Raw genomic sequence first — 25495 nt, forward strand, 5'->3', positions numbered from 1 at the left:
TTCACTTACTTAATCGCCTTTCCGATCTGGTAAGCCTTCCAGAAATCAGGCACCCCATATCCATAGATATTATCAGGATGCTGCTGGTTATTGCCAGCCATCTTCACCAGTTTGATGATCTGCTTGGCCGTCTTATGCGGAAGCGCCTGCCAGAGACAAGCCGTCATTCCTGCTATCAGAGGCGAGGAAAACGAGGTGCCGTTATCATTGATGATGGCCCCTCTGCCCGTAATCACGGAAGCAGGACTTCCAAACGCCATCACATCCGGTTTAATGCGCCCGTCGGCAGTAGGTCCCACGGCACTGAAAGCAGCATTCTTGCCCTGCTCGTTGATGCTGCCCACAGTAAGGATATCCTTGGCGTCGGCAGGAAAATTGATTTTCTTCCACACACCCATACCATCATTGCCGGCAGAATTCACGCAGATGATTCCCTTATCAGCACACATCGAGGCCGTATGGGAAATCAGTGCCGTCTCGCCATCCTGTTCCCAGTATAGATGATTCGTCTTCACATCATCAAAGTCGTGGTAACCCAAAGAGGAATTGATGACATCAACTCCCAAACTGTCGGCATACTCGGCAGCAGAAGCCCAGTAGTCTTCCTCGGCAAGACTTTCTGTACGCTCATCCTCGCAGCGTACCAGCACGTATTGCGCCTCAGGAGCCACGCCCACATAGAGATTGGGAGCATTGGCAGCCATCGTGGAGAGCACCATCGTGCCATGTTCCATCTCTTCAAAGATATTATTGGACTTAGGAACTACGAAATCCTTCAACCCAGCCAGTTTCACCCCATGCAGAGCAGGAATCCTGTCCGCATTCATAAAACCGCCATCTAAAACGGCTATCATCATTCCGTTGCCATAGAATCCCCGCTCATGAATACGCAGACCGCCTAAAGACTTCAGTTGCTCGGCAGCAGCCCCATAATGGGTAGGCCCAGACTCCCAGCTATTGAGTTCCTTGCGGAAACTGGAACGCTTGCGCTCGGTGATGGAATCGGGCGAGGAAAATACTTTCAACTTCCTGGTGATAAAAGAAAGGGAATTGAGCTTGTTGAGTTCTTTCTCCTTGTGAATCTTCACCAGCAAGGTATTGTTCCATTTGCTCTGCCCCACGATTTCAATCCCCGTCCTGCTCACAGAATCGAGGTAAGCAGGAGCGATAGGCAGATCTGTGACATCTACCGAAAGTCCCTGACGCTTACGGCGCTCTATCGAACGGGCAGAAAGAAACTGCTCCGGACGGCTCACCGAGAAGGGAGTATGCTGCAGGTCCTTATCACGAAGATACAGACGATACATCATACATTTGCCGCCAGGGAAGGAAACCATATCCGTCTCTGTGATACGAAAAGCCCTATCTTCGTGAGCCATCAAAGAAAGAGCCATTATCAGAAATGCATAAAGCATCAAATACCTTTTCATCTTTATCAGGTTTTCTTATTGTTCTATTGTTGTTTATGTTGTTTCTATTGTTGTTCAGTCTTTGTTCTACGGCCATTGTGTCGCAGTCGATGAAAGCCAACATTACAGTCGATGATTTCAGATCATCCAATCGTTGTTGCCAGCATTTCATCCGATAGAAATATTGTTGATTACGAATTGCAAAAGTAATGTTTTCAAATGAGAATGCCAAAAGAAAAGTAAAGTTTTTGAAAGATTGGTAAGTTTTTCCCTATATATATAATAAGGTATGGAATATTTTTTGTACTTTTGCAGTCAAAGTATTCAAACATCAATGGAAAATAAACAAGCAACATTAGAATTGGGCACCAAACCGGTGGGCAAATTATTGGTACAATATGCCTTGCCTGCCATGATTGCCATGACCGCCGCTTCGCTTTACAACATCGTGGACCGTGTATTCATCGGACAGGGTGTGGGAGCAATGGCGATTTCCGGTCTGGCCATCACCTTCCCGTTCATGAACCTCACAGCCGCTTTCGGAACCGGCGTGGGCGTAGGAGCTTCAACAGCCATCAGCGTGAAGTTGGGACAAAAGGATTATACTACAGCCCAAAACATTCTGGGTAACACAATTTCTCTGAATCTCATCATCGGTATCGGACTGAGCATTATCTGTCTGCTCTTCCTCGACCCTATCCTGAGATTCTTCGGAGCCAGCGACCAGACACTCGTCTATGCACGTGACTATATGGTCATCATCCTGCTGGGCAATGTGGTGAGCCACATGTATTTCGGCATGAATGCGCTGCTCAGGGCAGCCAGCAAGCCGCGGCAGGCCATGTACGCCACCATCTTCACGGTGATCATGAACGTGATACTGGATGCACTTTTCATCATCGTGTTCAAATGGGGAATACAGGGAGCCGCCATCGCCACCATCCTCTCGCAGCTGATGGCGATGATGTGGCAGTTCAAACTCTTCAGCAATAAGAACGAACTGCTCCACCTCAAGAAAGGTATTTACAGACTGAGAAAGAAACTGGTAGAGAACATCCTCGCCATCGGCATTTCGCCTTTCCTGATGAATGTCTGCGCCTGCATCGTCGTCATCTTCATCAACAACCAGCTGGTGCGTTTCGGAGGCGATCTCTCTGTGGGTGCCTACGGCATTGCCAATGGTATTGCCATGGTATTCGTCATGTTCGTGTTCGGCATCAACCAGGGAATGCAGCCTATCGCCGGCTACAACTACGGAGCTCAGAAAATAGACCGACTGATGAGGGTTTTAAACCTCAGCATCATCGCTGCTACGTGCATTATGGTAACCGGTTGGCTGATAGCCATGTTCCTGCCATACTACTGCGCCAGAATGTTTACTACCGACAAGGCGCTGATAGAATTAGGCATCAAGGCCATCCGCATCGTGATGTGCTGCTTCCCGATCATCGGTTTCCAGATGGTCATCACCAACTTCTTCCAGTGCATCGGCAAAGTGAAGATCAGCATCTTCCTCTCTCTGTCAAGACAGTTGCTCATTCTCCTGCCACTCTTGGGACTGCTGCCATTGTTCTGGGATATAGAAGGCGTCTGGTACAGTATGCCAATCTCTGATTTCTCTGCCGCCGTGATTGCCGCCATCGTCATGTCATGGTATATGAAGAAACTGAAAAGAATGCACAGAGAAAATCTGCTACAGAAGGAAATGACGGAAGGATAAAGCATCATCATACATTCATCAACTATAAAATAGAGAATTATGACTAAAATCATCATAAACGTAGGTCGCCAAATAGGAAGCGGTGGCCATATTATCGCAGAGAAGCTGGCAGAAGCCTTCGGTTGCAAGTGCTACGACCGTGAACTTCTCAATCTGGCAGCCAAGGAGAGTGGATTCTCAGAGAAATTCTTCGAGCAGAACGATGAGCAGAAGGGATTTTTCAAAGCACTCTTCCATACCCATCTTCCTTTCCTGAGCGACAGCAACTTCTATCACAATGATTTCTCACAGGAAGGTCTGTATAAATTTCAGAGCGATGCCATCAGAAAGGCTGCCGATGAGGGCAACTGCGTATTTGTAGGAAGAACAGCCGACTATGTGCTGCGCGACTATAAGAACGTGATCAACATTTTCATCACCGCCAATATCGACGACCGCATCAAGGCCGTTTGCAAGCGCAAGAACATCGACCGTGCCGCTGCCCGCAAATTCATCACCAACCATGAGGAAGAACGTGCTTCCTACTATGGCTACTATACCGGCAAGAAATGGGGACACAGCGAGAGTTACGATCTCTGCATCAACAGCAGCCTGCTGGGACTGGAAGAGACTGAGAAATTCATCGAAGAGTTTATCAGAAAAAAGTTCAAATTATAAGAAATCTGACTCAGAAAGAAATTCAACTGAATAAGAATTCAGACTCAGAAGAAAACTCATAAGAAATTCAATTCATAAGAAATTTAACTCACAATATAATGAAGAAGATTATGCTTTTGGGCTCAGGCGAACTGGGCAAAGAATTTACCATCGCCGCAAAGCGTGCTGGACAGTATGTCATCGCTTGCGACAAGTATGACAATGCTCCTGCCATGCAGGTTGCTGACGAGCGAGAAGTGTTCTCAATGCTCGATGGCGACGCATTGACCGCAGTGGTTGAGAAACATCACCCAGACATCATCGTGCCTGAGATTGAAGCTATCCGTACAGAGCGTCTCTTCGACTTCGAGAAAGAGGGCATTCAGATTGTACCTTCTTCCCGTGCCGTGAACTACACCATGAACCGCCGTGCCATCCGCGATCTGGCTGCCAAGGAACTGGGTCTGCGCACAGCCAAGTATTTCTACGCTAAGACATTTGAGGAATTCAAGAATGCAGCCGACGAAATCGGTTTCCCATGTGTAGTGAAGCCATTGATGAGTTCCAGCGGTCATGGACAGAGCTATGTACACAATGACGACGAACTCGTGGAGGCTTACAAGGAAGCTATGGAGGAAGGTCGTGGCGATGTGAAGGAAGTCATCATCGAGGAATTCATTGATTTCGACTCTGAGTTCACACTCCTCACCGTAACCCAGAAGGATGGTCCTACCCTCTTCTGCCCTCCTATCGGACACATCCAGAAAGGTGGCGACTACCGCGAGAGCTGGCAACCCTTCCAGTTGCCAGAGGAAGCATTGAAGAAAGCACAGCATATTGCAGCCGAAGTGACCAAGGCTTTGACCGGTGCTGGTCTCTGGGGCGTAGAATTCTTCCTGAGCAAGCAGGGCGAAGTGATTTTCTCTGAGTTGAGTCCACGTCCACACGATACAGGTATGGTAACTCTCGGTCACACCACCAACCTGAGCGAGTTTGAGCTCCATTTCCGTGCTGTGATGGGCTTGCCAATAGCAGGCATTCACCTGGAGCACGCCGGATGCTCTGCCGTTATTCTCTCACCGGAAGAAAGCACCGAGCCGCTCAACTACAATTTCATGGATGCGCTGAAGGAAGATCATACCCGTATCCGCATTTTCGGAAAACCAGAGGCTCACGTAGGCCGCCGTATGGGCGTCGTTCTCTGCTACGGAGAAAAGGATGCTGACCTCAATCAGCTTCGCGACAAGGCAAAGCGCCTGGCAAAGACCGTTTTAGGCACCGATCCTTATATGAAGAAATAATTCTTAAAAGAATAAGACACATCTAACCCTACAAACATTAGATGGTATATAATTCATTTTTATTCATTTGGTTGTTCCCTATCATTTTTATGGTAGGGAACAATCTTACTGTTCCCTATCGCAAATATTTTTTTCTGATAGTCTCATACGGCATTTACATCTATTACAACAAATGGATGACCCTCACTCTTATCGCCGTGAGCCTCATCTCCTACTTCTTTGCCAAATATCTGGAAAGGAATCAGAACAAGTATCTGGAGAAAGACCAGGAAAAAGATTTAGAGAAAAACCTGAGAAAAGACCCGGACAAGAAGAACTGCGGGAAAGAAGCTATCTGCGGGAAAGGAACAATCTGTGCAGGAGTCATTGCAACCATTCTTCCGCTTGTCGTTTTCAAATACGGGCACTTCATCTCGGAAAATCTTAGTTCCTTCACGGATATTTTCGGCTTCATCTCGGATGAAAACCATTTCTCCATCATTGCCCCATTAGGCATTTCCTTCTTCACCTTCCAGGCTCTGAGCTATGTATTCGATGTTTACCGCAAGAAATATCCAGCCGAGCAAAATCTGTCGAACTATCTCACTTACATGGCTTTCTTCCCTTCCATGATAGCCGGTCCGATCAACAGATACGACCAACTGATGCCCCAGTTGAACACGGTACAGGGTTTCAACCGTCCACTGGCAGAAAAAGGATTGAAAATGATACTTTGGGGAATGTTTCTCAAGGTAGTGATTGCTGACAGATTGCAGCTCTATATCGACCCGGTTTTTGATGGTTTTCTCCAGGAAAGCGGTTCATCACTCCTGATGGCAGCCATTCTCTATTCCATCCAACTCTATACAGACTTCGCCGGCTATTCGCTCATGGCCATAGGCGCAGCAGCCACATTGGGCTACAATCTCAAACAGAATTTCCACAATCCCTACTTCTCCATCGGAATCACAGACTTCTGGCACAGATGGCACATTACCTTGGCACATTGGCTCAGAGACTACATCTACATCCCACTGGGAGGAAGCCGTTGCTCGAAAAAACGGAACTATGCCAATATCCTCATTACATTCGCAGTAAGCGGAATCTGGCATGGAGCCAACTGGACCTTTATCGTATGGGGACTACTGCACGGACTGTTCCAGGTCATCGAAAAAATGCTCGGTTTACAAAAAAAGAAAGAATCCAAACTCTCTTCCACCGACATAGAGTCCTCCGCCCTCAAGCCGAGATATTTCTCCATGAAAAACAGAAGCATCCGGCTGGCAAGAATCGTCCTTACGTTTTTCCTCATCACATTCCTGTGGATTTTCTTCCGCATGAATACGATAGAAGATGCATGGATCGTGATAGAAAAGATATTTACCAGTCAGGACATGCATTTCGGAATCTGCGAGAAGTTTATCTATGTCTTTATCGCCATCGTATTCATCAAGGATCTGATAGACGAAATCCGTCCTTCCTGCAATCCGTTCTATCATTCAAAGACATGGGTGAGATGGGCCACCTATCTATTCATCTTTACAAGCATCCTACTCTTCGGAGTTTTCGATGCAGGTCAATTCATTTATGCCAGATTTTAAAGTCATGAGAAAGTTTTTTGGTAAAATATCGGTATTCATCCTGTTGATGGCACTCATCTATGTAGCCCTCAGCACAGGCTTTTACTTTCTGGAATCACATGCCAAAGGGGAAAGTGGAAGACTGAAATACATCCATGACCAGTTGAAAGCAGATCATCTGATCATGGGTTCATCGCGCGCCCTTCACCATTATAATCCCCATTATCTTACACCTTATTATAATATAGGGGAAGACCGCATGGGAATCATTTTCAATTATGGCAGGCTGCAACTGGTAGAAGAAAGGAACAAGGTGAAATCCATTATCTACGACGTGGAACCAGACTACGACCTGCTGGAAGATGACAACACGACGTATCTCGGCAATCTGCGTCCTTACTATTGGCGCAATCATATCAGCTCTATCTTCCATGACGTGGATGCAACGGAACGCTTCAAAATGCTATTTCCGTTCTATCCTTTCAACTCGCGCCTGCTGAAACTTCTTGCAGATACAAGAGCAGAAGACCTTACAGACAAAAAGGGATTTGTGCCCTACGAGGGTTGCCAGGACATCATACCGGAAAACCTGCCGCAAGACAAGCATGACAAACTGAAATATGAATACCTGCAGAAACTCATCACGACCTGCCAGCAACAGCAGATCCAACTGATATTTGCCGCCTCTCCCCAACTCTCATACCAGAGCGACTCGGTGTTCATACCTCTGAAAAAGATCTGCAAAGCCCAGAAGATTCCTTTGCTGAATCATTTCTGCGACAAACGCTTCACAAAGCACAGAGAATGGTTTCACAATGCCAATCATCTCAATGAAACAGGAGCTGATATTTATTCTAAAATGATAGCAGAAGAGTTACAAAGAATCAACGGCAAACAATAAACTCGCCGATTATGCGTTCTTTCTATAAATGCGAGTATATTAAGTCATGAAAGAATTAGGAAGAATCATACAATTAAATAAAAAGGAGGAAGAAGGTTACTGTTCCTGCACCGACAAGGATGCGGGTCTGCCGTTCGTGCCCAAACGCCTCTACTGGATATACGACGTGCCGGGAGGAGAAAGCCGCGGAGGACATGCTCACAAAAAGCTGAAGCAGATCATCATAGCCGCCAGCGGTTCCTTTACCGTTCATCTGGACGATGGACATGAGAAAAAGGACTACTTCCTGAACCGCCCTGAGCAGGGACTTCTGCTCGATACGGAAATATGGCGAACCATTGATGATTTCTCATCAGGTGCCGTCTGTCTGGTCTTAGCCTCCAGACTGTATGAGCCGGAAGACTATCTCTATGAATATGAAGACTTCATCGATTACATCCAAGAAAGAGAAGCCGGGAAATAAAAACTTCAGCCAAAATGATAGAAATCAGAAGATAATATGATAGAAATCAAAAGATATACACCCCAAGAGAAACAAGACTGGAATGACTTCGTGGCAAAATCCAGGCAAGGCACGTTTCTTTTTGACAGAAACTATATGGATTATCATCAGGACAGATTTCATGACCATTCCCTGATGATTTTCTATAACGGAAAACTCTGTGCTTTGCTGCCAGCAAATGAAGTTGTAGATAAAACCCTTGTTTCACATCAGGGACTCACATACGGCGGACTGCTGACCTGCAACAAAATGACGGCTGCCATCACCTGTCAGGTATTTGATGCTATCAATATCTATCTGAAAGAAAAAGGATTTCAGAAAGTCATATACAAAGCAATACCTTGGATTTACCACAACATTCCATCGGAGGAAGATCTCTATGCCATCATGCAAACATGTAAGGCCCGGTTGTTGGCAAGAGAAATCTCCACCACCATTCCCCTGATGCATAAACTGCGTTTTTCCGAACAAAGAAGAAGAGGAATTCATAAGGCCAACCGCTGCAACTTGTCTATCCATGAAGCAAACATGAATGATATCTGGGAGTTCTGGAACATTCTCAATACTAATCTCCAGCACAAATATCATACTGCTCCGGTTCACACCTATGAGGAATTGAAACTTCTGATGACACGATTCCCAGAAAACATCAAGGGCTATGTGGTAAAGGATGCAGAAAACCACAACGTTCTCGCAGGAAGCCTCATCTACATCACCCCGCAAGTGACGCATACCCAATACATCGCAGCATCACCTCAAGGGAAAGAAGAGGGAGCACTCGACCTGCTCTTTGATGAGTTGATCAACCAAAAGCAATGGAATACGACCTATTTTGATTTTGGAAAATCAACCGAGCAACAAGGTACTTATCTCAATGAGAATCTCATCCACCAGAAAGAAGGATTTGGAGGAAGAGGCGTCGTTTATGATACTTACGAATGGGAACTGTAGAAATTCTTCAAATACTTGAAAATAGAAACTTTAGAAAGAACAATATAAGAAAATCCCGGAAACATCTTGACTGAGTTTCCGGGATTTTCTTTATATATAGATTCTGCTAAATGAACTGCAAAAAGTCAACAGTTAACAGTTAACAGTTGTTTTTTATATACCTATGACATTTTAGCAAAGCACGATTGTCACACCTCTGGCAGCCTGCGCTCCCATAACAAGAGCCTGTTCAATATCAGCAGTCTTGCTCGGTCCACTAATAAATATACCGAAATTATATTTCGGATCCATCTCGATGCGGGCATAAGCCTCATGCATATTGTTTACCACAGACTTCTCATCAAGGATAATAACCAAGTATTCCGAAATGAAAAGTTCAGCCTTCTCCTTCATGGTCTGAGGAATCCAGACACAACCATTTTCAGCTACGCCCAACTGTCCACGGACTACGCAGACATCCGTACCATTCAGTTCGTTGGCCTCAGCCACAGTATCCGGATTGCGCAAAACGACTTCATCCGTTCCCCCATCAGGAGTAAAAGCCTGCAATTTTTCCAACTGAATATCTGGCAGATTGCTGGCAAACACCTTCGCCTGAGGATAAGCCATTCTCACAATCTCGTTGAGCATATCGTCATCCTTGCTGGCTCTCATCACATGAGCACCCACAGACTGGCTCATGGCAACAAACTGCTGCAAAGTATCCTCATACTGAATGCCTTTGATTTCTACAGAAGGCTTATCGAATTGAACATGCGTATTCTTACGCAACTTATTCAGGAAATCTTCTTTTTTCATTTTACTTTCCCCTCCTTCCATAATTGATGAAACGACTTCTTCGCAAACTCAGGCATGGCATGGCCAATACCCCAAGCATTCCAATTACTGAAATGTGTGCAACACTCTGGAATCAGATTGGCAAGTGGCGCAAATTTCAAGGCTGTGGTATAAAGTGAAGGACGGTCGAAGAGATATTCCATACCGCTGGACATCGCCTTCTTGATAGGATTAGCCTTGCCCAATCTGTCAAGGCTCTGACGCCAGACATAAATCTGGGAACCCGGACCCACCTTGGAAGGACAGACATTATCACACGACAGACACAAGGTGCAGGCAGAAACATTATCCGCATATTTCTGAGGATTCTTCAGCATACCCAAATTCACACCCACAGGACCAGGAATGAAATAAGTATAACTGTATCCACCGGAACGACGATAGACAGGACAAGTATTCATGCAGGCGCCGCAACGCATACACTTCAAAGTCTGCCAATGGTCTTTATCTGCCAGAATATCACTCCTGCCATTATCCACCAGAACCACATGCATTTCTGCACCCGGACGAGCCTGACGGAAATGAGAAGTAAAAGCAGTAGTAGGCTGACCTGTACCGCAACGGCAAAGCAGACGCTGGAATACCGCCAAAGACTTGTAATCAGGAACCAACTTTTCAATACCCATCGCCACAATATGAAGCTTAGGCATGGAAGTCGTCATATCAGCATTACCTTCATTGGTACAAACCACGCAATCACCCGTTTCAGCCACTCCAAAATTACATCCAGTCATTCCTGCTCCAGCCTCCATAAACTGGTCGCGAAGATGATGGCGGGCACAGCGGGTGAGATAAGTTGGGTCATAATTTCCTATTTCCTTAGAGATACCTTTCTCCTCAAACATCTTGCCCACTTCTTCACGCTTGAGATGGATGGCAGGCATCACGATATGGCTCGGTTTCTGACCCAAGAGTTGGATAATACGCTCACCCAAGTCAGTTTCCACCACATCAATACCATGCTTTTCCAGGTAAGGATTCATCTCACACTCTTCGGTAAGCATAGACTTTGATTTCACCATTTTCTTCACATGATGATCATTCAGAATGCCGAGCACAATCTCATTAAATTCCTGCGCATCCTTTGCCCAATGTACCTTGACACCACGACTCTCCAGATTCTTGGAAAAAACATCAAGATAATCTGCCAGATGGGTAATCGTATGCATCTTAATTTCAGAAGCCAGTTCGCGAAGATCTTCCCATTCCGGAAGTTCATGCGCCATCTTATCTCTCTTTTGTCTTACAGACCAGAAGGTAGCATCATGCCAGGTGGTCTTTTCTACATCTGCCGTAAACTTAGCGGCTCTCTTGGAATGTTCTGTACTCATAGTCCTGCAGCTAAAATTTGTACAACATGAATGAATTGAATAGGCATTTTCTCCTTCTTGGCAATGCCTGCCATGTGCATCAGACAGGAAGAATCCGGACCGGTAACATATTCTGCTCCCGTTGCCATGTGGCGTCTGATCTTGTCCTCACCCATACGGGTAGAAACAGCGGGCTCTTCGATAGAAAACATACCACCGAATCCACAGCATTCATCCTTACGTTCTGGTTCATGAATGGTAATTCCATCCACCATATTCAATAAATCAATAATCTTATTGAACGGCTGGACGTTTCTCTCTGAAGGTGATGACAACCCCAATTCCCTGACGCCATGGCAACTGTTGTGAACACTCACGGCATGAGGGAACTTGCCCGGCACATGATCTACTTTCAGCACATCATGCAGGAATTCCACTATATCCATTATCTTACCGGAAGATACACACTCATGCTTACCCTCCAGAATCTTAGGATAATACACTTTTACATAAGCTGCACACGAGGCAGAAGGAGCTACAATATAATCGTAGTCTCTAAAAAGATCATCAAAAGCCTCAATGACCTTCTCTGACTTGTTTTGGAAACCAGCATTCGCCATCGGTTGACCGCAACAAGTCTGTTTCTCTGGATAGTCCACATCCACACCGTAGTGTTTGAGCAACTTGTATGTAGCCACACCAGCTTCAGGGTATAAGGCATCTACATAACAAGGGACAAATAAACCGACTCTCATTATTATATTAAATCTTGTTCTATGTTAATTTCTTAAGCTACAATTTTGCATAGCGAGCGCAAAAGTAACAAAATTATCCGAAAAATCAGACATTATAAAAAAATAAAAAGTAATAATTGATATTATTTAACGAAGAACTGGCACAAGAAAAATTTGGTAAATTCAAATAAATGTCGTAACTTTGCAACCTAAAATAGTGTATTTGCCTTTTGTACCCAAATTGCAAAACTAAGCATAAGACATTTCAGATGATACTTATAGAATTTATTACTTATAGTTAGAATATACTTATAGTTATTAAATATGAAGAAACAGCTTAAGAAAGTCCTCGTTCTTGGTTCCGGTGCTTTGAAGATCGGCCAGGCAGGTGAATTTGACTATTCCGGTTCGCAAGCTCTCAAGGCTTTGCGTGAGGAAGGTATTAGTTCAGTCCTCATCAATCCAAACGTTGCTACAATTCAGACCAGTGAAGGTATTGCTGACAAGGTTTATTTCTTGCCGGTGACACCTTTTTTTGTGACTGAAATCATCAAGAAGGAGCGCCCAGATGGCATCATGCTCGCTTGGGGTGGACAGACAGGTTTGAACGTGGGTACTGAACTTTACCTCAGCGGTGTGCTCAAGGAGTACGGTGTAGATGTGTTAGGTACCTCTGTAGAGGCTATCATGAATACTGAAGACCGTGATCTCTTCGTGAAGGAGCTCAACAAGGTTGACCTCAAGGTTCCTGTAAGCCATGCTTGCGAGAACATGGAAGAAGCTGTGACTGCTGCCCGCAATATCGGCTACCCTATCATGATCCGTTCTGCCTATGCTTTGGGTGGTCTCGGTTCTGGTGTCTGCAAGACTGAAGAGGAATTCAAGGAAATCGCTGAATCTGCCTTCACTTTTGCGCCTCAGGTCCTCGTTGAGGAGAGCTTGAAGGGATGGAAGGAGATTGAGTTTGAGTGCATCCGTGATGCGAACGACCGTTGCTTCACCGTTGCATCGATGGAAAACTTCGACCCATTAGGTATTCACACTGGTGAGTCTATCGTGGTAGCTCCTACCTGTTCTCTTACCGACGAACAGGTGAAGATGTTGCAGGACATCGCTGTGAAGTGCGTTCGCCACCTCAACATCGTAGGTGAGTGCAACATCCAGTATGCTTTCAATGCTGAGACCAACGACTACCGTATCATCGAGATCAACGCTCGTTTGAGCCGTTCTTCTGCTCTTGCTTCTAAGGCTACAGGTTATCCTTTGGCTTTCGTTGCTGCTAAGATTGCGCTCGGTTATACACTCGACCAGATTGGCGAGATGGGTACTTCTAACTCAGCTTACGTGGCTCCATCACTCGACTATATGATCTGTAAGATTCCTCGTTGGGACCTTACCAAGTTTGCCGGTGTAAGCCGCAAGATCGGTTCTTCCATGAAGTCTGTAGGCGAAATCATGTCTATCGGCCGCTCATTCGAGGAAATGCTCCAGAAGGGTCTCCGTATGATTGGTCAGGGAATGCACGGTTTCGTAGGCAACGACCACACCAAGTTCGATAACCTGGATGAGGAGCTTTCCAACCCTACCGACCTCCGTATCTTCGCCATCGCTCAGGCTTTGGAGGAAGGCTACACCATCGAGCGCATCGAGGAGTTAACCAAGATTGACCCTTGGTTCATCGAGCGCATGAAGAATATCGTTGATTACAAGCATAAGCTTTCTGAATATAATACTTTGGAGGAGATTCCTGCTGAGGTTTTGCGCGAGGCTAAGGTATTGGGCTTCTCTGACTTCCAGATTGGCCGCTTCGTATTGAAGACTCAGAACACCAATATGGAGAAGGAGGTTCTCGCAGTTCGTGCTCTGCGTAAGAAGCTGAACATCCTTCCTGCCGTAAAGCGCATCCCTACTGTGGCAAGCGAGCATCCTGACCTCACCAACTATCTCTACATGACTTACGCCGTAGAGGGTTACGACGTCAACTACTACAAGAACGAGAAGTCTGTCATCGTTCTCGGTTCGGGTGCTTACCGCATCGGTTCTTCTGTAGAGTTCGACTGGTGTTCAGTAAACGCCATCAATACAGCCCGCAAGTTGGGATACAAGTCAATCATGATCAACTACAACCCAGAGACCGTATCTACCGACTACGATATGTGCGACCGTCTCTACTTCGATGAGCTTTCATTCGAGCGTGTACTCGATGTCATCGACCTGGAGTCACCACGTGGTGTGATTGTTTCCGTAGGTGGTCAGATTCCAAACAACCTGGCTATGAAGCTCCATCGCCAGTCTGTGCCAATCTTAGGTACATCTCCTGTCAACATCGACCGTGCCGAGAACCGCGGTAAGTTCTCTGCCATGCTCGACAAACTTGGCATCGACCAGCCAAAGTGGAGCGCCCTCACCTCTATGGAGGATGTTCAGAAGTTCATCGACGAGGTAGGCTATCCGGTGCTCGTTCGTCCATCTTACGTCCTTTCTGGTGCAGCCATGAATGTTTGCCACAATGATGATGAGTTGCGTCGCTTCCTGGAGGCAGCTTCTGAGGTTTCCAAGGAGTACCCAGTGGTTATCTCTCAGTTTATGACAGAGACCAATGAGATTGAGTTCGACGGTGTGGCTCAGAACGGTGAGATTGTAGAGTATGGTATTTCAGAGCACGTAGAGTATGCGGGTGTTCACTCCGGTGACGCTACCATGACCTTCCCTGCTCAGCAGATTTCCTTCGCTACAGCCCGTCAGATCAAGAAGATTTCACGTGCCATTGCCAAGGAGCTCAACATCTCGGGTCCTTTCAATATCCAGTACCTGGCTAAGGGTCGTGACGTGAAGGTGATCGAGTGTAACCTCCGTGCATCCCGTTCATTCCCATTCGTGAGCAAGGTATTGAAGCGCAACTTCATCGAAACTGCTACCCGCATCATGCTCGACGCTCCATACCAGAAGCCAGACAAGTCTGCTTTCGATATCGACCGCATGGGTGTGAAGGCTTCACAGTTCTCATTCGCCCGTTTGCAGAACGCAGACCCTGTTTTGGGTGTGGATATGAGTTCTACCGGTGAGGTAGGTTGTATGGGTGATACTTTCGAGGAGGCATTGCTCAACTCATTGATTGCCACCGGCTACAAGATTCCTTCTAAGGATAAGGGCATCATGCTTTCAAGCGGTGGTGCCAAGGAGAAGGCATCTCTGCTCGACGCAGCTCAGGCTTTGGTGAAGAATGGTTACACCATCTACGCTACAGCAGGTACAGCAAAGTTCCTGAACGAGAACAACGTGAAGGCTACAGCCGTAGGATGGCCTGATGAGGACCACAAGGATCTTCCTAACGTGATGCAGATGATTGCCGACCACAAGTTCGACCTCATCGTCAACATTCCTAAGAATCACACCAAGCGTGAGCTCACCAATGGTTACAGAATCCGTCGTGGCGCTATCGACCACAACATTCCTCTGTTCACCAATGCCCGCTTAGCTTCAGCCTTCATCGAGGCATTCTGCACATTGAGCCAGGATCAGTTGCAGATTAAGAGCTGGCAGGAATACGAGTAATCGCACGCGGGATTAATTTTTCTCACGCAGATTACGCAGATATTTATAAAATACGCCCTGTAAGGCAAGGCACAAGTTCCAGATTGTGCCCAAGCCTTACAGGGCTTTTTTATTCTCTGCCATGAGAAAAAAAGCCGAAATGATGGCTTTCTCATTATTTTATTGTACCTTTGCAAACAGAAAAGGAAATAATAAAGAATGATAGTTTGTATTGCAGAGAAACCAAGCGTAGCTAAAGATATTGCCCGGATTATTGGAGCAACAACTGCGCGCGACGGTTATATGGAAGGTAATGGTTACCAAGTAACCTGGACTTTCGGCCACCTTTGTGAGCTGAAAGAACCGGATGATTATACTCCAATGTGGAAACGCTGGAGCCTGTCCGCATTGCCTATGATTCCCCAGCGTTTTGGAATAAAACTGATTAACGACGAAGGAATCCGCAAGCAATTCAATACAATCGAAAGACTCATGCAAGCCGCTGACAGTATCATCAACTGTGGTGACGCCGGACAGGAAGGTGAACTCATCCAAAGATGGGTGATGCAAAAGGCACAAGCAAAATGCCCGGTCAAAAGATTGTGGATTTCATCCATGACTGATGAAGCCATCAAGCAGGGCTTCCAGGAACTGAAAGACCAGACCGAATATCAGTCGCTCTACCTCGCAGGCCTTTCACGTGCCATTGGAGACTGGATTCTCGGCATGAATGCCACCCGACTTTATACTTTGAAATATGGTCAGAATCGACAGGTGCTCAGCATCGGTCGAGTACAGACCCCTACCCTTGCCCTCATCGTAAACCGACAGAAGGAAATCGACAATTTCGTTTCCGAACCTTACTGGGTACTCGCCACCATCTATCGCGATACTCAGTTTACGGCTACCAGCGGCAAGTTTACCAGCAAGGAGGAAGGTGAAAAAGCATTCAGCACCATCGCAGGAAAACCTTTCACCGTTACAGACGTGAGCAAGAAAAAGGGAAATGAAGCTCCACCTCACCTCTACGACCTCACCTCACTTCAAGTGGATTGCAACAAGAAATTTGCTTACTCTGCTGATATTACGCTGAAACTCATTCAGAGTCTATACGAGAAGAAATACACGACTTATCCTCGTGTAGATACACAGTTTCTGACAGATGACATCTATCCGAAATGCCCACAAATACTCAACGGAGTAAGCCAGGCCAAGATCATGAGCCAGCAAAAGTACCTCCCGCTTGTCCAGCAGCTCGCCGCTACCGGCAAAAAGTTGCCAAAAAGCAAGAAGGTATTTGATAATAGTAAGGTGACCGACCACCATGCCATCATCCCAACAGGTGTTCCGCCTACAGGACTCACCGATATGGAGGCAAATGTCTATGACCTTATCGCCAAACGTTTTATCAGTGTGTTCTATCCGGATTGTAAATTCTCTACGACCACCGTATTGGGCGAAGTCATCAATGAAGATGGGCCTAAACCAGAGAAAATCGAATTCAAGGTAAGCGGCAAGGAAATTCTGGAACCAGGATGGCGAGTTGTTTATGCGAAGGATGCGAAAAATGCCGATGACGATGATACAACTGATAATGCCAACGGAAACGATGGTGGAAATAACGCCAAGAAGGAAGTGGTAGAAGAAAGAACGCTCCCTTCTTTCGTAAAAGGCGAATCGGGTGAACATACACCAACTCTCACAGAGAAATGGACCACTCCACCTAAGTATTATACTGAAGCAACCTTGCTCCGAGCAATGGAGACCGCAGGAAAATTCGTCGAGGACGAAGAACTGCGTGCGGCATTAAAGGAGAACGGAATCGGACGCCCTTCCTCACGCGCCGGCATTATAGAGACGCTCTTCAAGCGCCACTATATCAAGCGCCAACGAAAAAACTTGATGGCTACTCCTACCGGAATCGAACTCATCGACACCATCCACGAGGAACTGTTGAAAAGTTGTGAGTTGACTGGTATTTGGGAGAAAAAGCTCCGAGACATCGAGCATAAGACCTATGACCCAGCCGACTTTATCAATGGTCTGAAAGAACAAATCAACCAAATCGTCAATGACGTATTGTCTGACAACAGTGCTCGCCATGTGACGATTACAACGGAAGAGGACCTCAAGAAAAAAGAGCCAAGAAAGAAAAACGCTCCAAAGAAATCACCCAAACAGGGTAATACGGCAGAAAAAACGCCTAAAAATGGTGATACGGCAGAAAAGGCAGAGGCAAAATCTCAAAATCTTCCTGCAGATGACAGTATCATCGGAAAAACTTGCCCTATCTGTGGGCAAGGAACCATTATCAAAGGAAAAACGGCATATGGTTGCAGCAACTGGAAAGGCGGTTGTCAGTTCAGATTACCATTCAGTCAGCAATAACAACTGGAGTTTATTTAAAAACATGGAACAGAAGAATAAATCTCATATCGGCTTAGCATTTTTGTCAATATTAGTAAGTAGCTTACTATTGACCGCATGCGGTATTGATAAGAATATCAAAAAGGGAGAAAAGTATCTTGCTTTAGGTGAATATTATGATGCTGCCGACCAATTTAAGCAGGCATATACAAAAACGCCGACAAAAGAAAGAGAAAAAAGAGGGCAGCGAGCCTTAAAAATGGCGCTCTGCTATGAGAAAATCAATGCTACTCCTAAAGCTGTGGCAGCCTATAGAAATGCTATCAGATATGGACAAGCCAATATCCAGAATCGCTTAAATTATGCTCGGCAACTTCTTAAAAACGGCGATTACAAACTTGCTCAAACAGAATTTAAATCCATATTAGATTCTCTCCCAAATGAAGAAATGAGCAAAAGTGGCTATGATATTTTAGCACGAAACGGACTGAAATCAGCACAAACTGCACCAGAATGGAAGAAAAAAGGGAGCAGATATACGGTGAAGAAAATGGATATTTTCAATTCCAGAAGAGCAGACTATTCACCCATACTCTTTGGTGATGAATTTGACCAACTCTATTTTACATCTACCAGAAATGAAGCGCTTGGAGATGAACTGAGTGGTATTACAGGAACAAAAAACGGCGATATTTTCATATCTGAAAAAGATGACAAAGGAAAATGGAGCAAACCAGAAGCCATCAGTACGGGTCTGAATACGGAATATGATGAAGGAGCTTGCTGCTTTACACCTGATGGACGGGAAATGTATCTCACACAATGCACTACCGACCCATCTTCTCCAAGATATGCACAAATAGTAACCTCCCCACGTTCCGATGCGGCTTGGGGAAAAGCCACAAAACTGGAAATTACCAAAGATACCCTCAGCAGTTTGGCACACCCTGCCATCTCTCCTGATGGAGAATGGTTGTACTTTACTTCAGACATGCCTGGAGGAATGGGAGGATTGGATATCTGGCGAGTAAGAATTACAACTGCAGGCTTGGGAGGTGTTGAGAATTTGGGGGAACCTATCAATACTCCAGGAAATGAATCTTTCCCTACATTCAGACCCAACGGAGACCTTTACTTTAGTAGCGATGGACATGTAGGAATGGGTGGATTGGACATCTTTATTGCCAAAGTAGATCCAAAAACTAAAAAATATAAGGTTTTCCATCCTGGCTACCCTCTCAACTCGGAAGGTGACGACTTTGGAATGACTTTCGAAGGTCCACACAACAGAGGCTATTTCTCCTCCAACAGAAAGGACGGAAGAGGTTTCGACCACATCTATTCTTTTGAAAACCCGGAAATTGTAACAACCATCAAAGGCTGGGTTTACGAAATGGGTGGTTATGAGTTACCGGCTTCCCAAGTAATGGTTGTCGGAAACGATGGAACATATAAGAAACTACCAGTCAAAGGTGATGGATCATTCAGTATGGTCATCAAACCACAGGTAGATTATCTCCTGATGGCTTCTTGCAAAGGATTCCTCAATCACAAAGAAGAAATTCGAGTAGATTCTGCTAAGGAAAGTAAGGAATATACCTTACAATTCCCATTGGCTTCCATCACGGCACCGGTATTAATAGATAATATTTTCTATGATTTTGATAAGGCTACCCTTACTACCAACAGTACAAAAGCACTGGATGAATTGGTAAACTTATTGAAAGAAAATCCAAATGTCACCATCGAACTTAGTGCGCATTGTGATTATAAAGGAAGTGCAGAATATAATAAACACCTTTCTCAACAGAGAGCACAATCGGTGGTCAACTATCTGATCCAGCACGGAATTGCCAAAGACAGACTTACCCCAATGGGTTATGGAAAAGAGCAACCTAAGACTATCAGCAAAAAGATGGCTGCTAAATATCCATGGCTCAAGGAAGGCGATAAACTGACAACGGATTTCATTTTGAAACAGAATAAAGGAAATCAGGAAATCTGCAATCAAATGAACCGTCGCACAGAGTTTATCGTACTCAGAACGACTTATGGTTTATTTGATGAAAAAGGCAACTTAAAAAATCCTCCTAAGCCTAAGAAGCAGGAGATTTCCAAAGAAGAGGAAGATTTGTTTATATTTGAATAAGAATGAAGCTAACTGGTTGCAAAGAAACAAAATATTTTTTAAATTTGCAAATGATTTTGAATTAACAAGAAAATAAATGGCAAGATGACAACAGATAGAAGCACAAAATTACCAGAGGATTTCAAAACTTATACCAAAGAACTTATGGGGGAAAACCTCTTCAATCAACTGATGAAAGGAATTGATGAGAATGCAACTGTCAGCATTCGTCTCAATCCATTCAAATGTTCTGAAGAGACGGTTTTAAACGAAGGAACGACCTCAGAAATAATTCCTTGGTGCCCTTCAACAGGCAAATATTTATCGGAACGAAAGAATTTCACTTTCGATCCTCTTTTCCATGCGGGTCTATACTACGTACAGGAAGCCTCATCCATGATTGTTGATTTAGCCATCCGACAATATGTCAAAGAACCTGTCACCATGCTGGATCTCTGTGCTGCACCAGGTGGCAAATCTACATGCGTAAGAGCAGCACTTCCAGCAGGAAGTCTTCTTTTCAGCAATGAACCCATGAAGACAAGGGCTCAAATTTTATCAGAAAACATTCAAAAGTTTGGGCATCCGGATGTTGTTGTCACCAACAATTATCCAAAAGATTACAAAAAAACAAAATTGAAATTTGATGTGATACTTGCCGATGTCCCATGTTCGGGTGAAGGCATGTTTAGAAAAGATGAAGAAGCTATCACTGAATGGAGTAAAGCCAATGTAAATAATTGTTGGAAACTTCAACGGGAAATCATAAGTGACATTTGGAACTGCTTGAAGCCTGGTGGAATACTGATTTATTCTACCTGCACCTTTAATGCCCATGAAGACGAGGAAAACGTAGAATGGATAAAAGAGGAACTTGGAGCTGAAATTCTTCCTCTGAATATCGAAAAAAGTTGGAATATTACCAAGAGTCTTATCAATGATGAAGCCATGTATCATTTCTTCCCTGGTATAAGCCGTGGAGAAGGATTGTTTATTGCCGTATTGCGCAAAAATGGCATATATGAAGGCGATAAAAAGAAAAAGAATCTTGGCAAGAAGAACGCTAAAGGAAAGACCAAAGAACCTTTCACATTAAAAAATAACTGGTTAAGAAATAAGGATGAATGGAATTATACATTAACAGAAAATGATGTATATGCTATCAGCAAGAAATGGACAGAGGCTGTAAAAGAAGCAAACCAATCACTAAGAGTACTTCACGAAGGAATCAAAATCGGAAGTATAAAAGGTAAGGATCTGATCCCAGCACAGTCACTTGCCTTATCGACAGAATTGGATAAGACTGATATTCCACAAGTAGAACTCTCATACGAAGATGCAATCAACTATCTTCGTAAAGAAGCGATTACTTTGCCTCCTACAACACCTAAAGGATACATGATAGTAACTTATCAGAATGTTCCATTAGGTTGGATGAAAAATATAGGCAATCGTGCCAATAATCTGTACCCACAGGAATGGAAGATTAAAAGTTCTCACATACCAGAGGGTGATAATCATATCCTGAAATGCAAATCAATATCATAGCATGCCTGGACCAAAACGGTGCGATAGGCTACAAGAACCGACTGCTCTTCCATATCAGAAAGGACATGGAAAGATTTAAGCAACTTACACTGAATCATACCATAGTCATGGGGAGGAAAACATACGAATCTCTCCCCCATGGCGCACTCCCTTTGAGACGGAACATAGTGATAACACAACAGGAAATACAACTGGAAAACTGTGAGGTGTATCACTCATTGACAGATGCGCTTGAAAAATGTACAGACGACATCATATTCATCATAGGAGGCGAAAGTATTTATAAGCAATGTATGCATCTTGCCGATAATCTGTATCTCACGATAGTAGATAAAAAAATGCCAAAAGCAGACACATATTTCCCTTCTATCAATTCAGAAAACTGGGAAATCATAGACAAAGAACAGCATAAAGAAATAGATGATGCCAAAAAAGAAATTTACTCCTTTTCTTTTATTACATTCAGAAAAATAGGAAATAAAGAAACCACTTCACCACCGAAGCCATCACATACGTCTTGCCAGTACCCGTAGGCATCTGCACCAACACCGAGTAGTTTTCCGCATATTCCAAAAGAGAGAATCTGCTCATAACAGGACTCACCGGCAGCGGCAACTTTGGCTGATGCTATCAGGGACAGATTGGTGAATAGCAGTAATCTTATCAAACTGGAAGGATCGTCTATGCGCCGGAGAAGACAACAATCGAGTTATCTCCTCCATATCTTTCAATACTGGTTTCTCAAATGTTATATCACATTCCATTAGGCAATGTTCTTTAAGACTTCCAAAAATTTAGGGAGTTCCGAAAGTTGGAGGATGCCCTCTTTCTCTATCTCTCCATAATTGACATCATACACTATCCTATCACTAAGAATAGATAAACAGGCATCTCCTTTGGAGGTCTTCCATTGCATTAATATATAGCCATTGGTATTTGGGAATATTGCTAATCCCTGAAGCAATGATTCGCTACAGGATGAAACAACCTTCTGAGAATAATCACATGCTTCTGATGATATGGAAGGGGAACCTGCGTAATCCCAATTCGCTGGCAAATCTCGAAGTTCAAGAATTCGCTTCTCAAGTCGTTGCCTTAACGAAAGACTTGGCTTCTTTTTCAGCTGTTGCTTCAATAATCGCAAAGCTTCTGCCATAGCATCAGTTACACTGATGTTATTCTGCTCTGCAATTGTTGCATAGCCTTGATATAATGTATTATCGAGTACCAATGTTGCCATAATCGTAATATTCTAATTATTGTCTGCAAATATAAGGGTTTTCGGTGAGACTACCAAATTTTTGGGGGAGTTTTTGATTCTTGCCCTATCATCCTCTCCTGATACCCACATAGTTCATCTTCTTGCTATATTTGCCCACCTCCAGCAAGTTATTGGAAAGCATTATCCTCTGGGGCTTCATCATAACTATAAGAATCATGCTGCATTTTTTCACGGATGATTCCTGCCAAGCTCTAACGACCATTACGCATATCAGTTGATGTGGAACTCAAATAATTTGTGTTGGGTATTGTGGAGTTCCATAATGTATATTTGTGATAATTATTCTTAATTATTCACTTAAAAGTGAACAATCTATCAATAAAAGTATTATTTTTGCATAGCATATTAAAGAATTTCAGTTATGACACAAGTAACATTAAAGACAATAGAGCAGAATGACAACGTAGGCATGTTTTCTATCTGCTTCGATGGAAACTCCGAAAGCGAATTTGAAAAATTCCTGATGGAGTTTAAGGACAATGCGACATACAATAAAGACTTCAATGCCATATTATTGGCTTTATCCAAAATTATCGATAAGGGAGCATTAGAAAGATTCTTCCGTATCGAAGGGAGGATGAACGACCATGTCAGTGCTTTGTCTATAGATTCCCGCAAACTCCGCCTATACTGCTTAAGAATATCCGATCAGATACTTATCTTAGGAAATGGTGGTGTTAAACTATCACGCACATACCAAGAGAATGAAAAGCTCAGTGGATATGTCATGGATTTACAGACTTTTGACAAAGTTCTGCTCAAAGCCCAAGAGAATGGCATCATTACCATTGAAAAGAATATGATAACAGACATAGAAAGTGCAACCTTTGAAATTTAAGCATTATGATACAGAACAAATTATTCCGTGATTGCCTCTCTGCGATACCTGCCGAGCAAAAGGCAGAGTTCGATTTGTCTTTCGGTATTGCCGAGCGCATTAGTGAGATTCTGAAAGCCAAAGGACTCACCCAAAAAGATTTTGCCCGCTTACTCAACAAGCGAGACTCAGAAATCTCCAAATGGCTAACAGGCAGACATAACTTTACAACTCAAACCATTGCTCGTATAGAAACAGCTTTAGGAAGTAAACTCATCAGTATAGCCCATTGATTGGGCTATGCTAATAAAAAAACTAATGTGTTTTAAACACCTAACGCAATAATGATAATATATTCAACTATCCCAATTTTTCATTTAAGATTTCACACATTTTATTATATAAGGCAAGTTCCAGACCTCTACCACCAGTTCCACTGAAATCCCCTTTAAATGAAAACAAACTCTCAGATTTATCTTTAAGTGCAGATAAGATATTTTCAACCTTATTTATATAAGGTTCATAAAAATAGCCATCGTATTTATGCAACCCCTGTCTTATTTCATCATTAAGGAAGCTAACATGTATATACCCCATTAATCGAATCATAGCACCAACACCGGTTGTTTTGCTAAGAATAGAGCGATGTTTCATACATATTGGCCAATAGTCAGGAAAGCATTTCGTAACTACGGTATAAAAACTAATTAACTCTGAGGCCATATACCGATATCTAGGCTTCTCACTTATTTTTGAGAAATCTACATACCAAATTCCTTGGGGAGAAGACATATGTCTCATCAAAGCTTCTGCCATACATGCCTGTGAGACAAAACCTTGACCAGAACCCAACATCTTTATTTTTTGATAGAAAGGAGAATCTGGATTGGTATTCATGAACTTCACAAGATTGTGAGAGATATAAATAAAGTTTTTTTCTTTATCCGTTGAATCCTCAGAATAATTCATACCATATATATCATAATATAAAGAACGACTTACACGCTTTTGATTGAAATTAACCTCAGCAAAGACTTGAGCTTGTTCCCATGTATCAAAATTCATCATAATGGTACAATTGAAACGAAACTTTTCTAAATATTCTTTGACGATTATATCTTCTTCTGTTTTCATAAAACCAGAGACATCCTCATATAGTTTAATCATACTATAAAGACGATGTTGTCCGTCTACTATATAAAAATCTTGTGGCATAACAAGATCGGGAGTATCTCCTATAGAAAAACGAGTATCATCTATGGTAAAAGCCAACAGCATAGCTGTAGGAAAGATGACAGCAACGTTTTGTTTTCGGTAATCCCCAAGTATTGTAGTACGAATGTACTTTTTTATTTTACTAACACGATTTTCGTCTATCTTCCTTTGGTAATACTCGTCTTCTTTACCTGTACGTATTTTATAAGGATTTTGATTTGGATCTTCCCTATAGAAAAAACGCGCATTATCTTTTAAGTCCATGAAAGGGACACATGCCTGCAATAATAATTTTTGAGACCTTTCGTCTCCACTTAACACATTTACTTTCATAACCCATTTATTTTAAAACATACTTGAAGAATCATCACTATCTTGTGAATCCGACTTAGGCTGAACAGCCTCTGCACTTTCTTCTTGATTTTCACTATTCTGTCGTATATATTCTTTAAGATCTTTTTCAAGATTTGCAATTAAAGAATTTATATATTCATCATCATGTTTAATAGTTTCTTCTACGACCTTCGCCTTCATTGTCTCAGCTCCGATAGAATTAAAGATTTTCTCTGCAGCAATAGACACCTTTCCGCCCAACTTTTCATCCAAATAAGACTTATCCTTAATTCCGCAACACTATAGTTTAACATTATTTATAAGTGCCTGAGCAACAAAAAGTTGCCCAGGATTTTGCCATGTCAGAATTTTCACTTACCTTAGTGTTGCGAAAAGAAGACAAGCAAAACT

The 25495-nt window shown here is 43.6% G+C and carries 21 protein-coding genes and 1 pseudogene; 14 read left to right on the forward strand and 8 right to left on the reverse strand.

Going from position 1 to position 25495, the window contains the following annotated elements; translation table 11 throughout:
* Positions 1-5 precede the first annotated feature (5 nt).
* On the reverse strand, positions 6-1430 hold the full coding sequence (locus tag EXN75_RS09350) for a S8 family serine peptidase (protein ID WP_134843598.1): 1425 nt from the start codon (positions 1428-1430) through the stop codon (positions 6-8).
* 313 nt (positions 1431-1743) lie between these two features.
* On the opposite strand from EXN75_RS09350, the gene EXN75_RS09355 reads away from it, so the two are divergent.
* From EXN75_RS09355 to EXN75_RS09385, 7 genes are all read left to right on the forward strand, one after another.
* Positions 1744-3129: an MATE family efflux transporter gene (locus tag EXN75_RS09355; protein ID WP_134843599.1), complete on the forward strand. Its 1386-nt coding sequence runs from the start codon at positions 1744-1746 to the stop codon at positions 3127-3129.
* A gap of 39 nt (positions 3130-3168) precedes the next feature.
* A complete protein-coding gene (locus tag EXN75_RS09360) occupies positions 3169-3786 on the forward strand; it encodes a cytidylate kinase-like family protein (protein ID WP_022110739.1) in 618 nt (205 codons plus the stop codon).
* Between the two features lie 98 nt (positions 3787-3884).
* The gene (gene purT / locus EXN75_RS09365) at positions 3885-5066 is read left to right on the forward strand and encodes a formate-dependent phosphoribosylglycinamide formyltransferase (RefSeq protein WP_134843600.1); all 1182 of its coding nucleotides are present in this window, start codon (positions 3885-3887) and stop codon (positions 5064-5066) included.
* Between the two features lie 89 nt (positions 5067-5155).
* A complete protein-coding gene (locus EXN75_RS09370) occupies positions 5156-6646 on the forward strand; it encodes an MBOAT family O-acyltransferase (RefSeq protein WP_167639486.1) in 1491 nt (496 codons plus the stop codon).
* 4 nt (positions 6647-6650) lie between these two features.
* Complete coding sequence (locus EXN75_RS09375) at positions 6651-7526, forward strand: hypothetical protein (RefSeq protein WP_134843602.1); 876 nt, start codon at positions 6651-6653, stop codon at positions 7524-7526.
* A gap of 46 nt (positions 7527-7572) precedes the next feature.
* Positions 7573-7989, forward strand: coding sequence for a sugar 3,4-ketoisomerase (locus tag EXN75_RS09380; protein WP_134843603.1), 417 nt, complete (start codon positions 7573-7575; stop codon positions 7987-7989).
* Between the two features lie 36 nt (positions 7990-8025).
* Positions 8026-8979, forward strand: a complete 954-nt coding sequence (locus tag EXN75_RS09385; RefSeq protein WP_134843604.1) for a GNAT family N-acetyltransferase — start codon at positions 8026-8028, stop codon at positions 8977-8979.
* A gap of 171 nt (positions 8980-9150) precedes the next feature.
* Here EXN75_RS09385 and EXN75_RS09390 read toward each other — a convergent pair whose 3' ends face one another.
* Genes EXN75_RS09390 through EXN75_RS09400 form a run of 3 tightly spaced genes read right to left on the reverse strand, consistent with a single transcriptional unit; the run spans position 9151 to position 11881 of the window.
* Positions 9151-9777, reverse strand: coding sequence for a LutC/YkgG family protein (locus EXN75_RS09390; RefSeq protein WP_022110733.1), 627 nt, complete (start codon positions 9775-9777; stop codon positions 9151-9153).
* The gene (locus EXN75_RS09395) at positions 9774-11147 is read right to left on the reverse strand and encodes a lactate utilization protein B (protein WP_134843605.1); all 1374 of its coding nucleotides are present in this window, start codon (positions 11145-11147) and stop codon (positions 9774-9776) included. The genes EXN75_RS09390 and EXN75_RS09395 overlap by 4 nt, the downstream gene beginning before the upstream one ends.
* Entirely contained in the window at positions 11144-11881 is a 738-nt protein-coding gene (locus EXN75_RS09400) for a (Fe-S)-binding protein (RefSeq protein ID WP_134843606.1), read from the reverse strand. Before EXN75_RS09400 ends, EXN75_RS09395 begins: the two co-directional genes overlap by 4 nt.
* A gap of 303 nt (positions 11882-12184) precedes the next feature.
* Between EXN75_RS09400 and carB the strand changes: the two genes are divergently transcribed.
* The 5 genes from carB (at position 12185) to EXN75_RS09425 (ending at position 21970) form a co-directional block, all read left to right on the forward strand.
* Positions 12185-15415, forward strand: coding sequence for a carbamoyl-phosphate synthase (glutamine-hydrolyzing) large subunit (carB, locus tag EXN75_RS09405; protein WP_134843607.1), 3231 nt, complete (start codon positions 12185-12187; stop codon positions 15413-15415).
* Positions 15416-15613: 198 nt separating this feature from the next.
* The gene (locus EXN75_RS09410) at positions 15614-17782 is read left to right on the forward strand and encodes a DNA topoisomerase 3 (RefSeq protein ID WP_134843608.1); all 2169 of its coding nucleotides are present in this window, start codon (positions 15614-15616) and stop codon (positions 17780-17782) included.
* A 22-nt stretch (positions 17783-17804) separates the two neighbouring features.
* A complete protein-coding gene (gene porE, locus EXN75_RS09415; protein ID WP_134843609.1) occupies positions 17805-19910 on the forward strand; it encodes a PorE family type IX secretion system protein in 2106 nt (701 codons plus the stop codon).
* A gap of 84 nt (positions 19911-19994) precedes the next feature.
* Entirely contained in the window at positions 19995-21437 is a 1443-nt protein-coding gene (locus tag EXN75_RS09420) for a methyltransferase RsmF C-terminal domain-like protein (RefSeq protein ID WP_134843610.1), read from the forward strand.
* Positions 21419-21970: a dihydrofolate reductase gene (locus EXN75_RS09425; RefSeq protein WP_134843611.1), complete on the forward strand. Its 552-nt coding sequence runs from the start codon at positions 21419-21421 to the stop codon at positions 21968-21970. The genes EXN75_RS09420 and EXN75_RS09425 overlap by 19 nt, the downstream gene beginning before the upstream one ends.
* Here the strand turns inward: EXN75_RS09425 and EXN75_RS18650 are convergent.
* Positions 21960-22028 (reverse strand): annotated as a pseudogene (locus EXN75_RS18650) (hypothetical protein); the annotation flags it as partial. The gene EXN75_RS09425 and the pseudogene EXN75_RS18650 sit on opposite strands and share 11 nt — an antisense overlap.
* Before the next feature lie 172 nt (positions 22029-22200).
* The gene (locus EXN75_RS09435; RefSeq protein WP_134843613.1) at positions 22201-22677 is read right to left on the reverse strand and encodes a hypothetical protein; all 477 of its coding nucleotides are present in this window, start codon (positions 22675-22677) and stop codon (positions 22201-22203) included.
* A 403-nt stretch (positions 22678-23080) separates the two neighbouring features.
* On the opposite strand from EXN75_RS09435, the gene EXN75_RS09440 reads away from it, so the two are divergent.
* A complete protein-coding gene (locus EXN75_RS09440; RefSeq protein WP_134843614.1) occupies positions 23081-23557 on the forward strand; it encodes a hypothetical protein in 477 nt (158 codons plus the stop codon).
* 5 nt (positions 23558-23562) lie between these two features.
* Positions 23563-23829: a helix-turn-helix domain-containing protein gene (locus EXN75_RS09445; RefSeq protein WP_134843615.1), complete on the forward strand. Its 267-nt coding sequence runs from the start codon at positions 23563-23565 to the stop codon at positions 23827-23829.
* Between the two features lie 67 nt (positions 23830-23896).
* On the opposite strand, the gene EXN75_RS09450 is transcribed toward EXN75_RS09445, so the two are convergent.
* A complete protein-coding gene (locus tag EXN75_RS09450) occupies positions 23897-25084 on the reverse strand; it encodes a DGQHR domain-containing protein (RefSeq protein WP_134843616.1) in 1188 nt (395 codons plus the stop codon).
* 12 nt (positions 25085-25096) lie between these two features.
* Positions 25097-25357, reverse strand: coding sequence for a hypothetical protein (locus tag EXN75_RS09455; protein WP_134843617.1), 261 nt, complete (start codon positions 25355-25357; stop codon positions 25097-25099).
* Between the last annotated feature and the right edge of the window lie 138 nt (positions 25358-25495).

The sequence above is a fragment of the Segatella hominis genome (genome assembly GCF_004535825.1).
GTDB lineage: Bacteria > Bacteroidota > Bacteroidia > Bacteroidales > Bacteroidaceae > Prevotella > Prevotella hominis.

Coding starts and splice junctions, on each gene's coding strand:
- EXN75_RS09350 (WP_134843598.1), bottom strand. CDS start 1,430: ATGAAAAGGTATTTGATGCTTTATGCATTTCTGATAATGGCTCTTTCT.
- EXN75_RS09355 (WP_134843599.1), top strand. CDS start 1,744: ATGGAAAATAAACAAGCAACATTAGAATTGGGCACCAAACCGGTGGGC.
- EXN75_RS09360 (WP_022110739.1), top strand. CDS start 3,169: ATGACTAAAATCATCATAAACGTAGGTCGCCAAATAGGAAGCGGTGGC.
- purT (WP_134843600.1), top strand. CDS start 3,885: ATGAAGAAGATTATGCTTTTGGGCTCAGGCGAACTGGGCAAAGAATTT.
- EXN75_RS09370 (WP_167639486.1), top strand. CDS start 5,156: ATGGTAGGGAACAATCTTACTGTTCCCTATCGCAAATATTTTTTTCTG.
- EXN75_RS09375 (WP_134843602.1), top strand. CDS start 6,651: ATGAGAAAGTTTTTTGGTAAAATATCGGTATTCATCCTGTTGATGGCA.
- EXN75_RS09380 (WP_134843603.1), top strand. CDS start 7,573: ATGAAAGAATTAGGAAGAATCATACAATTAAATAAAAAGGAGGAAGAA.
- EXN75_RS09385 (WP_134843604.1), top strand. CDS start 8,026: ATGATAGAAATCAAAAGATATACACCCCAAGAGAAACAAGACTGGAAT.
- EXN75_RS09390 (WP_022110733.1), bottom strand. CDS start 9,777: ATGAAAAAAGAAGATTTCCTGAATAAGTTGCGTAAGAATACGCATGTT.
- EXN75_RS09395 (WP_134843605.1), bottom strand. CDS start 11,147: ATGAGTACAGAACATTCCAAGAGAGCCGCTAAGTTTACGGCAGATGTA.
- EXN75_RS09400 (WP_134843606.1), bottom strand. CDS start 11,881: ATGAGAGTCGGTTTATTTGTCCCTTGTTATGTAGATGCCTTATACCCT.
- carB (WP_134843607.1), top strand. CDS start 12,185: ATGAAGAAACAGCTTAAGAAAGTCCTCGTTCTTGGTTCCGGTGCTTTG.
- EXN75_RS09410 (WP_134843608.1), top strand. CDS start 15,614: ATGATAGTTTGTATTGCAGAGAAACCAAGCGTAGCTAAAGATATTGCC.
- porE (WP_134843609.1), top strand. CDS start 17,805: ATGGAACAGAAGAATAAATCTCATATCGGCTTAGCATTTTTGTCAATA.
- EXN75_RS09420 (WP_134843610.1), top strand. CDS start 19,995: ATGACAACAGATAGAAGCACAAAATTACCAGAGGATTTCAAAACTTAT.
- EXN75_RS09425 (WP_134843611.1), top strand. CDS start 21,419: ATGCAAATCAATATCATAGCATGCCTGGACCAAAACGGTGCGATAGGC.
- EXN75_RS09435 (WP_134843613.1), bottom strand. CDS start 22,677: ATGGCAACATTGGTACTCGATAATACATTATATCAAGGCTATGCAACA.
- EXN75_RS09440 (WP_134843614.1), top strand. CDS start 23,081: ATGACACAAGTAACATTAAAGACAATAGAGCAGAATGACAACGTAGGC.
- EXN75_RS09445 (WP_134843615.1), top strand. CDS start 23,563: ATGATACAGAACAAATTATTCCGTGATTGCCTCTCTGCGATACCTGCC.
- EXN75_RS09450 (WP_134843616.1), bottom strand. CDS start 25,084: ATGAAAGTAAATGTGTTAAGTGGAGACGAAAGGTCTCAAAAATTATTA.